The sequence below is a fragment of the Mycolicibacterium novocastrense genome, assembly GCF_001499835.1.
Lineage (GTDB): Bacteria > Actinomycetota > Actinomycetes > Mycobacteriales > Mycobacteriaceae > Mycobacterium > Mycobacterium novocastrense.
The window spans coordinates 1-13,160 of the sequence record NZ_LQIH01000013.1 but is presented as its reverse complement, the minus strand read 5'-3'; the positions used below and the strand labels follow the sequence as shown (position 1 = coordinate 13,160).

The 13,160-nt window shown below is 67.0% G+C and carries 13 protein-coding genes and 1 pseudogene; 6 read left to right on the top strand and 8 right to left on the bottom strand.

The window, feature by feature from the left end; all coding sequences use genetic code 11:
• The first annotated feature begins 96 nt into the window (after window positions 1–96).
• The gene (locus tag AU072_RS12665; protein ID WP_064414069.1) at window positions 97–1,275 is read left to right on the top strand and encodes a flavin-containing monooxygenase; all 1,179 of its coding nucleotides are present in this window, start codon (window positions 97–99) and stop codon (window positions 1,273–1,275) included.
• On the opposite strand, the gene AU072_RS12670 is transcribed toward AU072_RS12665, so the two are convergent.
• The gene (locus AU072_RS12670) at window positions 1,243–2,319 is read right to left on the bottom strand and encodes a helix-turn-helix transcriptional regulator (RefSeq protein WP_064414068.1); all 1,077 of its coding nucleotides are present in this window, start codon (window positions 2,317–2,319) and stop codon (window positions 1,243–1,245) included. The two genes, AU072_RS12665 and AU072_RS12670, sit on opposite strands and share 33 nt — an antisense overlap.
• A gap of 159 nt (window positions 2,320–2,478) precedes the next feature.
• On the opposite strand from AU072_RS12670, the gene AU072_RS12675 reads away from it, so the two are divergent.
• Complete coding sequence (locus AU072_RS12675) at window positions 2,479–2,985, top strand: nitroreductase family deazaflavin-dependent oxidoreductase (protein ID WP_064414067.1); 507 nt, start codon at window positions 2,479–2,481, stop codon at window positions 2,983–2,985.
• An 11-nt stretch (window positions 2,986–2,996) separates the two neighbouring features.
• On the opposite strand, the gene htpX is transcribed toward AU072_RS12675, so the two are convergent.
• The gene (gene htpX, locus AU072_RS12680; protein ID WP_064414066.1) at window positions 2,997–3,875 is read right to left on the bottom strand and encodes a zinc metalloprotease HtpX; all 879 of its coding nucleotides are present in this window, start codon (window positions 3,873–3,875) and stop codon (window positions 2,997–2,999) included.
• Window positions 3,876–3,943: 68 nt separating this feature from the next.
• Window positions 3,944–4,951, bottom strand: coding sequence for a nonaprenyl/(2E,6E)-farnesyl/geranylgeranyl diphosphat synthase (gene grcC1 / locus AU072_RS12685; RefSeq protein ID WP_174523785.1), 1,008 nt, complete (start codon window positions 4,949–4,951; stop codon window positions 3,944–3,946).
• Between the two features lie 21 nt (window positions 4,952–4,972).
• On the opposite strand from grcC1, the gene menJ reads away from it, so the two are divergent.
• Window positions 4,973–6,193 (top strand): menaquinone reductase MenJ, encoded by a 1,221-nt coding sequence (gene menJ, locus AU072_RS12690; protein WP_064414064.1) that lies wholly within the window; start codon window positions 4,973–4,975, stop codon window positions 6,191–6,193.
• On the opposite strand, the gene AU072_RS12695 is transcribed toward menJ, so the two are convergent.
• On the bottom strand, window positions 6,190–6,444 hold the full coding sequence (locus tag AU072_RS12695) for a hypothetical protein (RefSeq protein WP_064414107.1): 255 nt from the start codon (window positions 6,442–6,444) through the stop codon (window positions 6,190–6,192). The genes menJ and AU072_RS12695 overlap by 4 nt on opposite strands.
• 21 nt (window positions 6,445–6,465) lie before the next feature.
• Here AU072_RS12695 and AU072_RS12700 point away from each other — a divergent pair, with 21 nt between their 5' ends.
• Complete coding sequence (locus tag AU072_RS12700) at window positions 6,466–6,906, top strand: GAF domain-containing protein (protein ID WP_120271046.1); 441 nt, start codon at window positions 6,466–6,468, stop codon at window positions 6,904–6,906.
• Between the two features lie 104 nt (window positions 6,907–7,010).
• Entirely contained in the window at window positions 7,011–7,265 is a 255-nt protein-coding gene (locus AU072_RS28165; RefSeq protein WP_133147282.1) for a hypothetical protein, read from the top strand.
• Here the strand turns inward: AU072_RS28165 and AU072_RS12705 are convergent, their stop codons facing one another.
• The 3 genes from AU072_RS12705 to AU072_RS12715 all read right to left on the bottom strand — a co-directional run bounded on the left by AU072_RS12705 (window position 7,266) and on the right by AU072_RS12715 (window position 10,957).
• Window positions 7,266–8,321, bottom strand: a complete 1,056-nt coding sequence (locus AU072_RS12705; RefSeq protein WP_064414063.1) for an alpha/beta hydrolase — start codon at window positions 8,319–8,321, stop codon at window positions 7,266–7,268. It abuts the gene before it with no gap.
• 46 nt (window positions 8,322–8,367) lie between these two features.
• Window positions 8,368–10,149 carry a hydroxysqualene dehydroxylase gene (locus tag AU072_RS12710; protein ID WP_064414062.1) on the bottom strand — a complete coding sequence of 594 codons (1,782 nt, stop codon included), beginning with the start codon at window positions 10,147–10,149 and terminating at the stop codon, window positions 8,368–8,370.
• A 115-nt stretch (window positions 10,150–10,264) separates the two neighbouring features.
• On the bottom strand, window positions 10,265–10,957 hold the full coding sequence (locus AU072_RS12715; RefSeq protein ID WP_064414061.1) for a demethylmenaquinone methyltransferase: 693 nt from the start codon (window positions 10,955–10,957) through the stop codon (window positions 10,265–10,267).
• A gap of 70 nt (window positions 10,958–11,027) precedes the next feature.
• On the opposite strand from AU072_RS12715, the pseudogene AU072_RS12720 reads away from it, so the two are divergent.
• Window positions 11,028–11,851, top strand: a pseudogene (locus tag AU072_RS12720) (SDR family oxidoreductase).
• A gap of 34 nt (window positions 11,852–11,885) precedes the next feature.
• On the opposite strand, the gene AU072_RS12725 reads toward AU072_RS12720, so the two are convergent.
• The coding region (locus AU072_RS12725; RefSeq protein WP_120271047.1) for a DUF222 domain-containing protein at window positions 11,886–13,160 on the bottom strand (1,275 nt) is incomplete at its 5' end.

Here is a 13,160-nt window from a genome sequence, read left to right as displayed (position 1 = left end):
ATCGGCCAGAGGGGTGGACCCCCCACCTGCGGGATGGCGCGAACCGCGAGTTCGGCCGACGCTGTAACCACAGCGAAAGCTCACGGAGGAACCGCCATGACAACCGAGCACACCGTGCTGGTGATCGGCAGCGGTCCGGCCGGATTGTCCTGCGCCGCCGAATTGCTCGCGCGGGGAGTGGACGTGACCGTCGTCGAGCGTGGCGGGCAGATCGGCGCCGCCTGGTCAGGTCGCTACGACGCCCTGCGTTTCAACACATGCCGCCGCAATTCGGCTCTGCCCGGCGCCCCGTTCCCGCGTCGCTTCGGTCAGTTTCCGACCCGCGACCAGTACGTCGACTATCTGCTGACCTACGCCGGCCGCCACCATGTTGCCGTCGAACTCGGTGTCGACGTGCAGCGACTCGACCCGCTCCCCGAGGGAGGTTGGAAGGTTGCCACCAACGGCGGTCCACGCAGGACACGCCATGTCGTGGTCGCAACGGGCATCTTCAATCAGCCTGCTCTCCCCGACTGGGCAGCCGACAACGGCTTCGTCGGGCGGGTCGTGCACACCGCGGAGTACCGCAACGCCGACCGGTTCGCCGGTCAGCGTGTGTTGGTCGCCGGCGCGGGTTCCAGCGGGCTCGAGATCGCCCACGACTTGAGCCGCTCGGGTTGCCCAGAGGTACTGCTGGCGGTGCGCACTCCGCCGAACATTCTTCTGCGGCAAGTCGGTCGGCTGCCCTTCGACCTGCCGATGCCGCTCTTTCTCCGGCTTCCCGCCGGTCTCGTCGACAAGATTCTGCTTGCCGTGCAGCGCGGAATGATCGGCGATCTGAGCGATTACGGGTTCGGCAAGCCGCCGGAGGGGCCGATCGCTGGACTCAAGCGCCGCGGCGCGGGCACTGCAATCGTCGATCGTCAAGTGATCGATGCGATCCGCGATCGCTCGCTTCGCGTGGTAGCGGCCGTCGACCGACTCCAACCCGACGGAGCGGTCCTTGCGGACGGCACCTCTGTTCAGGTCGATGCCATCATCGCGGCCACCGGGTACCGAACCGGACTGGATGCCATGGTCTCCCATCTCGATGTCCTCGACCAGCGGGGCATGCCCCGCGACGGACGCGGCACCGAGGTACTGCCAGGTCTTCGCTTCGTCGGCTACGTGTACCGGCCGGGGCTGACGAGATTCGTTGGAACGTTGGCTAGACGGGTAGCCGACGACATTGCCGTGCAGCTGGCGGCTCCAAAGTTGCGCGAGTCACTGCCGAAGGACGAGGTCTTGCGAGAGTAGTGCCGCAAGCTCCGGACGGCTGTTCACACCTAGCTTGGCGAAGATCGCCTTGATGTGACCGCGCAACGTCTCGGCGGTGATCCACAGCCGGCCGGCGATCTCCCGGGTGGACATGCCGGTCAACAGCAGCTGGGTGACCTCCTTCTCGCGACGGGTCAGCTGGCTCAGGTGAACCAGCAGCGGGGCAATGTCCGAACGGCGCGCCTGCTCCAAAACCACTGCGGTGCAGCCTGTTTCCGCCCCCTCCCGCTCCAGACGGACTGCCCGCACCACGAGCCAGTCACCGGAGCGGCCCCTGGTGCGGGCCATCGCCGGCTCGCCGACTCCGGTTTCGGCGAGAACGCGCGCCCGGTGAGCGACCTCGTGCAGCACGATGGTGCTCTCCAGACGTTCGACCTCGACGGGCCCCAGCCACTCGCTGACCTGCGGTGTCATCGACTCGATGCTGCCGTCGTCGGCGAGTATCAGCAGCGCGGGCGCCGTGGGAACGGACGGCACGGGCCTACCGTCGAGCTGGAGGGACGCCCGGATGCCGTTGGCCACGTGCGGGCAGAGCCTCGCCATCGTGGCGACCTCGACCTCGGTGAAGAACGGGTCCTCGGCACGCCGGGTGAGGCAGAAGTGCCCCCAGGTGGCCGACCCGGAACTGAAGACGCCCCGCATCTCGTCGCCGTATCCGTTGGGTTGGTAGATCTTCGACCAACGCGTGCTGCGGCTCAGATCACCGCCGGTCTCGATGCCGAGCGAAGCCGCCGGGACCTCCCGCCGTGCGAGGTCGACGAACTTGTTCACGTCGTCGGTGGTCAACTCGCATTCGATGAGTGCGAGATTCTGCTGACGTGTGACGTTCTCGGCATGCACCCCGGTGATGAGCAAAGTGTCGGGGTCGGTGAGCAGCCAGCCCGCGGCGGCGTAGGAGATCTTTGCCCGGACGACGGTAGCGACCGCAGACAGTAGTTCGAGCGGATCTTGAGCCCGCGCACAGATGCGCGCGACCCGCTGCTCCAACCGAGCAGGCCAGGCGAACGACATCGCTGACGACATGACCGACCCACCGCCCTTCCGTTGGGGTTCGCCGTCCGTCGGGCTGGTCCGTACTGTCGGTTCTACTCCCCTTTTACGCGCTCAGACAAGGACTCTGTGGGCCGCTCACACACCACATGCCCACGGAGTGGCAAATACGCACAGCGAAGGAGGATCTCGATGTGCGCGCTTTTGAACCTGGTTCACCGAGTCTCGGACGTGTTGGTGGGCGCAGGCACCAAGGCTCTGCGGTCACGTCGGCTGATGCGTGCCCCGATCGGGCTGTATCGGGTACGCCTCGGGTTCATCTTCGGCTCGCGGATCCTGTTGTTGGAACACATCGGCCGGAAGTCGGGGCAGACCCGGCAAGTGGTGCTCGAGGTGCTCGATCGGACTGACCCGGAGGCTTACATCGTCGCCTCCGGCTTCGGCACCCGCGCGCAGTGGTACAAGAACGTCCAGGCCGATCCCAGGGTGAAGGTGTCCGTCGGTACCCGGTTGTCGAGGCCCGCGATCGCGCGTCCGCTCAGCACCGACGAAGCGGATGCTGCGCTGCGCCGTTACGTCGACCGGCACCGCCGGGCGTGGGAGACGATGAAGCCGGTCCTCGAATCGACCCTGGGCGCACCGATCACCACCGAGAACACCGCCCTGCCGATGGTCGAACTGCGGCTGACAGACCACTGACCGGTGAGGTGTCAGTAGTAGCCAGGGCCTCGACCGGCCATCGACTCCAGGCGGGCGATGCGGTCCCCGATCGGCGGGTGCGTCGAGAACAGCTTGCCGATCTTCTCGCCCGCGCGGAACGGGTTGGCGATCATCAGGTGCGCCTGATCGGCCAGCTTGGGGTCGGGCGGCAGCGGTGCCTGCTCGACGCCGGCGCTGATCTTGCGCAGCGCGCTGGCCAACGCCAGCGGATCGCCCGTCAGCTCCGCGCCGGACTGGTCGGCCTGGTACTCCCGCGACCGCGACACAGCCAGCCGTATCACCGTCGCCGCGATGGGGCCGAGCAGCGAAACCAACAGGATCGCAAAGGGATTGGCGCCCTCGCGGTTACCGCCGAAGATCGTCGCAAAGTAGGCGATGTTGGCGAGCGCGGTGATGACCGCGGCCATCGCGCCGGCGACGCTCGAGATCAGGATGTCGCGGTTGTAGACGTGTGAGAGTTCGTGCCCGAGCACCGCCCGCAGTTCACGTTCGTTGAGGATCTGCAAGATGCCGGTCGTACAGCACACCGCGGCGTTGCGCGGATTGCGGCCGGTGGCGAACGCGTTCGGCGCGTCGGTGTCGCTGATGTACAGCCGCGGCATCGGCTGGCGGGCCGTGGTGGCCAGCTCGCGCACGATCCGGTACATCACCGGGGCCTGCATTTCGGTGACGGGCTGCGCGTGCATCGCCCGCAGCGCGATCTTGTCGCTGTTGAAATACATGTAGGCGTTCATGCCGACGGCGAACAGCACCGCCAGGCCGATGAGCGCCGTATTGCGGAACAGCGCGGCGATGAACACGATCAGCGCCGAGAACCCCACCAGCAGAGCGAACGTCTTGGCGGTGTTCGCGTGCGGATGCCAGGTCATCGCTTCCTCCTTCGGAAAGAAAGACTTCGCTGAGTCAACGCTTAGGCGGGCTCCGCAAGTTCCGGTGCTCAGCCGTGCCGGTTGACCGTGTAATCCACCAGGGTCGCCAGGGCCTGACGGCCCGGCCCCTCGGGCAGCTGGGAGAGCTCCTCGCGGGCCTGCACCGCGTACTGCGCGACGGTCTGCTTGGCCCTGGTCATACCCGGTGACCCGCGCAACAGCCGCAGGGCCTCGGCCACGTCGTCGTCGTTTTCCACCGGTCCGGCCAGTAGCTCGCGCAACCGGTCGGCGGCGGGACCGTCGTCACGCAGCGCGTACAGCACCGGCAGGGTGTGCACACCTTCGCGCAGGTCGGTGCCCGGCACCTTGCCGGACTCGTCCGGATCGCTGTCGATGTCGATGATGTCGTCGGAGATCTGGAAAGCCGTGCCGACGATGCCGCCCAGCCGGCTCAACCGCTCGATCTGCTCTTCGTCGGCACCCGAGAATGTCGCCCCGAACCGGCCGGACGCCGCAATCAGGCATGCGGTCTTCTCGTAGACGACCTTCAGGTAGTGCTCGACGGAATCGACGTGTTCGGCCGCGCCGCGGGTTTCCCGCATCTGGCCGGTAACCAGCTGGGCAAAGGTGTCGGCGATGATGCGAACGGCGTCGGGTCCGAGCCTGCTGACCAGACGCGAGGCAGTCGCGAACAGGTAGTCGCCTGCCAGGATCGCGATGTTGTTGCCCCAGCGCGCGTTGGCGCTGTCCGCACCGCGACGGACTTGCGCCTCGTCCATCACGTCGTCGTGGTACAGCGTCGCGAGGTGCACCAGTTCGATGACCGCGCCCGCGACGGTGACCTGCCAGGCATCCGGGTCCGGACCCAGCCGGGCGGAGAGCACCGTGAACAGTGGGCGGAACCGCTTCCCGCCGGCCTGGAACAGGTGTTGTACCGCTTCGGCCATCAACTCGTCGGCTTTGCCGAGCTCAGTGGCCATCAGGTCTTCGATGCGGGCGACCCCGTCGCGCACTTCCTGCGCGAATTCGGGATCTCCGAAGTCCACCCCGGCTACCACCGTCGCTGGCGTCCTCACCCTGCCAACATACTGGGAACCATGGACAACCGAGCGGACGTGGTCGTCGTCGGGGCCGGCCCCGCGGGTTCGGCCGCCGCCGCGTGGGCGGCGCGCAACGGCCGCGACGTCCTCGTCATCGACAAGGTGCAGTTCCCCCGCGACAAGGCCTGCGGCGACGGGCTGACTCCGCGCGCCGTGCTGGAGATGCGCCGCCTCGGCCTCGGGCCGTGGCTGGACGGTCGGGTGCGGCATCGTGGCCTGCGGATGTCCGGCTTCGGGGCGGACGTCGAGATCGAGTGGCCGGGACGGTCGTTTCCGTCGACCTCGAGCGCGGTTCCGCGCACCGAACTCGACGACCGCATCCGCATGGTCGCCGTCGACGACGGCGCGAAGATGATGCTCGGCGCGAAAGCCGTCGACGTGCGCCATGACGCCTCCGGGCGCGTGGCGGCGGTGACACTCGATTCGGGCGCCGAGATCGGTTGCGGCGAGCTGATCGTCGCCGACGGAGCCCGCTCGACGCTGGGCCGCGTGCTGGGCCGCGAATGGCATCAGGAGACGGTGTACGGCGTGGCGATCCGCGGCTACATCGGCACGCCGCGCGCAAGCGAACCGTGGATCACCTCGCACCTGGAGCTGCGCTCGCCGGAAGGTGCGGTGCTGCCCGGATACGGCTGGATCTTCCCTCTGGGCAACGGCGAGGTGAACATCGGCGTCGGGGCGCTCGCGACGGCCAAGCGCCCGGCCGACGCCGCGCTGCGGCCACTGATGTCCTATTACACCGGGCTACGTCGTGAGGAGTGGGGCTTCGTCGGCGAACCGCGCGCCGGCCTGTCGGCGCTGCTGCCGATGGGCGGGGCGGTGTCGGGTGTGGCCGGGCAGAACTGGATGTTGATCGGCGACGCTGCGGCCTGCGTGAACCCGCTCAACGGCGAAGGTATCGACTACGGTCTCGAAACCGGCCGGCTGGCCGCCGAACTGCTGGGCACCGGTGATCTGTCGCAGGCGTGGCCCGCGGTGCTGTCGGCGCACTATGCGCGCGGGTTCTCGGTGGCCCGGCGGCTCGCGCTGCTGCTGACGTTCCCGCGGTTCCTGCCGGCAACCGGGCCGCTCGCGATGCGGTCGGCGACGCTGATGAACATCGCGGTGCGGGTGATGGGCAACTTCGTCACCGATGAGGACGAGGACTGGACCGCCCGGGTCTGGCGCGGCGCAGGTCGCCTGTCGCGGCGAATCGACGAACGGGCGCCGTTCAGCTAGTCGCGCCGGCGCCGCTCGAGGAGCTTCACCGCGATGCGGGTGTCTGCGGGTTCCCGATTCGTTTGCGTAGAAGCCGTGAGCCCCAACGCAATCAGAACGTCTGCGGCCGTAATGAACAATCCGATCCAGTACGCCCACCGCATGGTGGGGTCCGGTTGGGACGCGAAGTACAGGATCAGGAATATCGGGCCGACGATGCCGAAGACGAACATCATGGCTTGAAACATCAGATAGCGCTTGAACGTCTCCATGTCACAGGCAGAATATCGCGGATGACCGCCGTGTACCGGGCCCCGATGCGGTCTCGCCGCGACGACATCGACCCCCAGAAATCGCTCGACCGGGCATTGGCTCTGGGCCTCGTCGGTTTCGGCGACGCGGGTTTCGGCGAGCGGCTGGCTCGCCGCGTGGACCGATTCGCCGATGCCGAAGACGGGTCCTTCGTATGGACCCGCGATGCCGACGGGCTTTTCTGGTTGGGCCGCATCGATGGTCCGTACCGCCGGGACGACGCCGAGGAGGCCGCCGCAGTCGACCTGGTGCATGTGCGGCCGTGCCGCTGGCTGCGCGAGCCCATCCTCGAACCCGACGTCCCCGCAGCGGTTCTCGCGACCTACGCCCGCGGCGGACGCAACTTTCAGCAAACCCACGACCCCGACGTCGGCCCGCAGACGGAACGCATTTGGGACGCCCGCAATGATCGAGACTCATAACCGGGCTAACTGTAAGACCAGCTAGACGACCTGTTTTCGGCGACGTGCAGGGATTATCCTGGTGCACAGCGGCGTTCATGTAGGCATCGGCGGAAGGAACCACGATGCTCGGTCTGAGAGTTCGATCGGCTGTTGCCGCGATCGCGGTCGCCGCTGCCGCACTGTCCTCAGCTTCGATTGCGGCCGCGCTGCCCCAGGGACCATGTCAGGACGTGCCTTTCGTCGGCGTGTGCACGCCGTACCGGGGTGCGACCGGTAAGCCGTCCTCGAATGCCAAGTCCGAACCGCCCCTGCCGGCCGTCAACAGCGCCGCACCGACTGGCGGTGGCCAGCAGGCAGCCATCGATATCGACGACTAACTAGCCGAGCGATTTCGCGAACCCGCTGACGTCGCGGATGGATGCGTCGAACACCTCGGGCATATAAGCCCCGCACAGCAGGTCACCGCCATGACAGGTGCCCGCGACCACCCGGCCCACCGCGGGAACACCCGCGCGCAGCAGGCGCCGGTAGTAGGCGAGACCCTCGTCGCGCAGCGGGTCCAATTCGTTGACCGAAATAACATGCGGCGGAAGGCCGTTGAGTTCCTCGTCCGTTGCCACCGCCGCCCAGCAGGTGGCGTCGCCGGCATGGGAGCCGTCGGGGTTGTAGATCGAACCCAACAGCGCAAGTTGGTGGCGGCTGACGAAATACTCGTCGTTCTCGGCCAGCGAGGGCAGGTCATCGCACTCTTCGAGCCAGCGGTTGGAGATGTAAGGGCACTGCGCGTAGCACCCGGCGATCTCGTGTAGCCAGCCCTCTCGTTTGGCCTTGTGCGCGACGGTCAGCGTGAGGTTTCCGCCGCCGGACTCCCCCGACACGATCAGATGGCTGACACCGAGCTCGGTGCGATTGGCCGCCACCCAGCGCACCGCGGCGGCACAGTCGTTGAGACCGGCAGGGAACGGGTGCGGGCCGAGTTTGCCGCCGGAGTTGCGGAATTCGACGCCGACCACGACGAGCCCTGTGGCGGCGAGGCATTCACGGATCTTGATGTAGCCGATGTCGGCGCCGCTGCCGATCGCCATGCCGCCGCCGTGCAGATGAACGACGGCGGGTATCAGGCCGCCGTCGTCGTCGGGGCGGCTGATGTAGAGCGTGATGTCGTTGCCGTCGGGGCCGGGAATGGTTGTCGTCGATGTGGTCACCCCGGATACCTCGGGCAGGCCCTTGGCCAACGCTTCAAGGATCGCGCCCATCCCCTCCTCGCTCACGGTCGCGAAGGCAATGCGGTCCTCGAGCGGTGCGTCCACGCTCAGCGGTGCGGCGGGCAGTCGGCCGTCGAGACCGAACTGCGCGAAGGCCTTGACCATTCGGGGATCGGAGCGGGGATCGGTGGCGAGGGTGGAGTCCGGGTCGACCAGGCGTCCGTGCATCCCCAGACCGTAGCGCGCGATCGAGGTGACCGACCCCGGTTTCCCGCTACCGCCGGGTCGGCCACCTCGTGTCGACGATATCCAGCAGGTGCGGAAGTCCCGCGCGGTAACGAGCCCGGTCGGCGTTCTTGAACGGCACCCACCACGGCGCCTGGAACAACTCGACGATCTTCACCATGTCGCCGTTGTAACCCGACGCCTGCAGTACGCCGTTGGCGGCGTAGCGGCCGCCCTCGTTGGCGCCCTCCATGGTCGTGACGTTCTGGTCGGTCTTGATCCATTCGCCGGCCAGAAACAGGTTGTCGATACCGGTGACCGCGGTGGGGCGACGGTTCCAGGAGCCGGGGTCCTGGATGAACAGCGGTTCGTCATTGCGCACATCCGGTGTGCCGGAGTCGATGATCGCGGGGTCGAGGAACCAGGAGTGCAGCATGGTGTCGTCGACGACCCTGTCGGTGTCGTTGAGGTGCGCCTTGATCTGGGCCCAGGCCTCCCTGGCGATCTCTTGCGGCGTACAGTCCCTCGCGCTTCGACGATTGAAGTTGCCTGGTGTGGTCCAGTCCGAGATGATCGCGGACAGACAGTCTTTGACGCTGCCGTCGCCGTAGTTCGTGAGGCTCTTCTTCCAGAACTGCTCCTCGCTGATCGAGGTGATGGCCCAACCGGAGTCGACGTAGTTGACGTGGCCCTTGGTGACGTCGACGCGTTCTTTGAGGTAGAACATCAGACCGTTCATCCACTCCGTGCGCAGCAGGGCGATGTTGGCCAGCTGCGGGTCGGCCTCGAGCACATCCGGCGTGAGCACCGCGGCGAGCTTTTCACACGGTATCGCCGAGACGTACCAGTCCGCGGTGACCTGCCGTGGCATCCCGCCGGTGCTCACGACGGTCGCGGACTCGATGTGCCTACCGTTGGGGGTGAGACGGGCCAGTGCCTCACCGACGCGGAACGTCACACCCTGCGCACGCAGGTGGTCGACCCACGGGTCGAGCCACTGCGAGCTGGTCGGGCCGTTGAGTACGCGGTCGAATCCCTTGTTGTCGGAGTCATTTCCGAGGAGCAGGATCGACCAGACGGAGGCTTCGCCGACGAGTCCGATCGAATGTGCGCTCGCATCTTTGGATTTCGATGCGGCAAGGTTGCGGATGATGCCGTCGGCGAGGTATCGGTTGTACTCCGGCGACTTCCTGTTCGCGCCGATGTAGTCCTCCCACGTCATGTTCTCCCATTGCCCGAGTTTGCGTTCGGTGCTGCTGGTGACGTAGACGGCGAGCTTCTGCGCCGCGTAGATCGCTTCCCACGGCGGCAACTGGAACAGCGTCTCGAACACCGTCGCGACGGAGTCGATGAACGCCTTCGGGGTGATCGGATTCGGGATCATCGGCAGCGGGAACGGGAGCGGGATCGTCAGGTCGTGGCGTCCGAGCCCGGAGTGCAGATACGACGTCGCGCGGGTCAGGTTGTCCCAGGTGCCGTTTCGGTTGCCGGGGAACGGAACTCGCCGCATCGTGTCGGTGACGTTGCGGTAGAAGCCGGGGAAGAATCGGAAGCCGTGTTCGGCGGGCAGCGGTGTCGAACCGGAGTTGGGTACGGGGATCGATCTGGCCTTGCCACCGAGCGCCTTGCGCTCGTACACGGTCACGGCGTAGCCGCGCTCGACGAGTTCGTGAGCGGCGGTGAGCCCTGCGATGCCCGCTCCGAACACCGCGACCGACTTGCCCGGCGCTGCGCGGGCCGTCGGCGGCATCGCCATCAGGGCGGCCGCGGTGGCCGTTCCCATCACGAACGACCGGCGCGACAACCGTCGCGATCCGACCCCACCCGACATCCCGCCACCGCCTTGTTCGCGGACCCCCGTCGTCGCAATAAGTTAACGGTGATTCTCGTCACAACGGCGCGCGACACGCCGGGGTTGCAGTGGTTTCGTGCTGCTGATGTTGCCGTCAGCGCAGGGGTTTGGTGGCGGCGTGCAGCGCCACGATTCCCCCGGTGAGGTTTCGCCAGCGCACCGAGGACCAACCGGCGCCGGCGATATGGTGGGCCAGTTGCGTCTGGTCGGGCCATGCGCGGATCGACTCGGCGAGGTAGACGTAGGCCTCCGGGTTGGAGGACACGGCTCGGGCGATTCTCGGAAGCGCCTGCATGAGGTACTCCTTGTACGCCGTGGCGAACAACCGGTTCGTCGGCGTGGAGAATTCGCAGACCACCAGCCGTCCTCCGGGGCGGGTGACGCGGGCCATCTCACGCAGACCCGCCGCGTGGTCCACGACGTTGCGCAGACCGAAGCTGATCGTCACCGCGTCGAACACGCCGTCGTCGAACGGCAGTCGCGTGGCGTCACCGGCCACCTTGGGCACATCCCGGGAAGCGCCGGCGGCCAGCATGCCGACCGAGAAGTCCGCGGCCACGCACCACGCCCCCGAGGTCGCCAGTTCGACGGTCGACACGGCCGTGCCCGCCGCGAGATCGAGCACCTTGTCCTGCGGGCCGATGCGCAATGCCGCCCGCGTCGCCCGCCGCCAGAAGCGGTCCTGACCCAGCGACATCACGGTGTTGGTCAGGTCGTAGCGCCGGGCCACCGCGTCGAACATCGACGCCACATCGCGTGGGTTCTTCTCCAGCGTCGCGCGGCCCATGAGTTTCACCGTAGCTGTGAAGATGCTCGAAGCGGGAATGTGGAGGACGTGCACAGGGGATATAGGGAGCATGAGCGAAAAGGTTTGGTTCATCACCGGTACGTCGCGGGGCTTTGGACGCGAGTGGACGATCGCGGCGCTCGAGCGCGGTGACAAGGTCGCGGCGACGGCGCGCGACGTGTCCTCACTGGACGATCTCGTCAGAGATACGGCGATGCGTTGCTGCCCCTGGCGTTGGACGTCACCGATCGTGAGGCGGACTTCGCGGCGGTCAAGCAGGCCCACGACCACTTCGGGCGGCTGGACATCGTCGTCAACAACGCCGGCTACGGGCATTTCGGCTTCATCGAGGAGGTGACCGAACAGGAGGCGCGCGACCAGATCGAGACGAACGTGTTCGGCGCGCTGTGGGTCACTCAGGCCGCGCTGCCGTACCTGCGCGCGCAGGGCAGCGGGCACATCATCCAGGTGTCGTCGATCGGCGGAATCACCGCGTTCCAGAACGTCGGTATCTACCACGCATCGAAGTGGGCCCTGGAGGGGTTGTCGCAGTCGCTGGCGCAGGAGGTGGCTCCGTTCGGGGTGCACGTCACGCTGATCGAACCGGGTGGTTTCTCGACCGACTGGGCCGGCTCGTCGTCTCGGCGCTCGAAGCCGCTGCCGGATTACCGAGAGGTGCACGAAGAGGCCGACCGGATCCGCAGTCAGCGTGTGGCCAAGCCCGGCGATCCGCAGGCGTCGGCGCGGGCGCTGCTCAAGGTCGTCGATGCCGAAACTCCTCCGCTACGAGTGTTTTTCGGTGATCTACCGCTGCAGTTGGCCAAGGCCGACTACGAGAATCGGCTCAAGACCTGGGAGGAATGGCAGCCGGTCGCCGTCGAGGCGCAGGGCTGACGTCGTCCTGTCAGGGGCTCGAGCCCTGCGGCCCTCAGGCCGCCCAATCTCCTGGTGGCGCCGGCCCACCGGGTTCACCGGCACCGTCGACGGGCGTCGCGGCGCTCGATTGGGTCTCGCCGGGCTGGCCGTCGTCAGCAGGTTCGGGCGGTGCAGCGGTGTCGTCTATCCGGCCGCCGTCATCGGGTTCGGACGACGCAGCGGTGTCGTCTATCCGGCCACCGTCATTGGGTTCAGGCGACGTAGCGGTGTCGTCTGTCCGGCTGTCGTCATCGGGTTCGGGTGACGCAGCGTTGTCGTTGTCGACTTCTCGGCTGTCGTCAGCAGCATCGGGTGACGCGGCGGTGTCGTTGTCGACTATCCGGCCGCCATCGTCGGGTTCGGGCGACGCAGCGTTGTCGTCGTCGACTGTCTGGCTGTGGGTTTCGTGTTCTTCGGGTGGGCGCAGGAGCCGTTCGGGTCGGTGGTAGTAGTTCAGCCGTGCCTGGCCGGTGTCGAGTCCGGGTGGTGGCAGCCATTCGACCTCGCAGCGCTCGTTCATTCGGGTGGTCCAGCCGCCGTCTTCGTCGACGCTGCGGTTGTCGGTTCCGCAGGCCAGTCCGAGTTCGTCGACGTTGGTGTTACCGCCTTTGGACCAGTCGGCCGACACGTGATGCACTTGGCAGCCGTAGGCGCCCACAGTGCAGCACGGTTTGGTGCAGCCGCCATCGCGCGCGATGAGCATGATCCGCTGCGCCGGGGTGGCGATGCGCTTGGCGCGGAACAGATCCAGGGCTGATCCGGTCGCGTCGTCGAAGACCGCCAGGTAGTGGTTGGCGTGGCCGGCCAGCCGGATCACATCGGCGATCGGCATGAGTGTGCCGCCGCCGGTGGTGCCGACCCCGGCCCGTGATTCCAATTCCCTCAGGGTGGTGCGAATGATGAGCGACACCGGCAGCCCGTTGAGCTGACCGAGCTCACCGCTCATCAAGGCGATGCGCCCGACGGCGATCATCGCGTCGTGTTGGCGCTGGGCCAGGCTGCGGTGGTCGTTGTCGATCTGGGCCTGTGTCGGGGTCCCCGATGTGCAGGGTTGGGGATCGTCGGGATTGCACATCCCTGGTGCGGCGTACTTGGCGAAAATCACTTCCCACACCGCCCACGCTTCGGGTGTCAGCGTCCCAGAAATCCCGATCATCGCGTCGGAGCGTTGTTTTGCCTTGGTGAGCCCGCGTTTGCGGGCGCGCTCGGTGTCATCGGGCTCGGGCCCGTCCTGATCGAGCAAGAACAGCGTCAGATCGGCGCTGTCCTTGAGTTCCTTGGGGCCGAC

What these genes read in the sequence shown, in the direction of transcription:
- AU072_RS12670 (WP_064414068.1), bottom strand. Translation starts at nt 2,319, where the DNA reads ATGTCGTCAGCGATGTCGTTCGCCTGGCCTGCTCGGTTGGAGCAGCGG.
- AU072_RS12705 (WP_064414063.1), bottom strand. Translation starts at nt 8,321, where the DNA reads ATGCACGGACGCCTGGTCGACCCGGACTCCACCCTCGCCACCGATCCC.
- AU072_RS12715 (WP_064414061.1), bottom strand. Translation starts at nt 10,957, where the DNA reads ATGGGCCGCGCGACGCTGGAGAAGAACCCACGCGATGTGGCGTCGATG.
- AU072_RS12665 (WP_064414069.1), top strand. Translation starts at nt 97, where the DNA reads ATGACAACCGAGCACACCGTGCTGGTGATCGGCAGCGGTCCGGCCGGA.
- AU072_RS12710 (WP_064414062.1), bottom strand. Translation starts at nt 10,149, where the DNA reads ATGTCGGGTGGGGTCGGATCGCGACGGTTGTCGCGCCGGTCGTTCGTG.
- menJ (WP_064414064.1), top strand. Translation starts at nt 4,973, where the DNA reads ATGGACAACCGAGCGGACGTGGTCGTCGTCGGGGCCGGCCCCGCGGGT.
- htpX (WP_064414066.1), bottom strand. Translation starts at nt 3,875, where the DNA reads ATGACCTGGCATCCGCACGCGAACACCGCCAAGACGTTCGCTCTGCTG.
- AU072_RS12675 (WP_064414067.1), top strand. Translation starts at nt 2,479, where the DNA reads ATGTGCGCGCTTTTGAACCTGGTTCACCGAGTCTCGGACGTGTTGGTG.
- AU072_RS12695 (WP_064414107.1), bottom strand. Translation starts at nt 6,444, where the DNA reads ATGGAGACGTTCAAGCGCTATCTGATGTTTCAAGCCATGATGTTCGTC.
- AU072_RS12700 (WP_120271046.1), top strand. Translation starts at nt 6,466, where the DNA reads ATGACCGCCGTGTACCGGGCCCCGATGCGGTCTCGCCGCGACGACATC.
- AU072_RS28165 (WP_133147282.1), top strand. Translation starts at nt 7,011, where the DNA reads ATGCTCGGTCTGAGAGTTCGATCGGCTGTTGCCGCGATCGCGGTCGCC.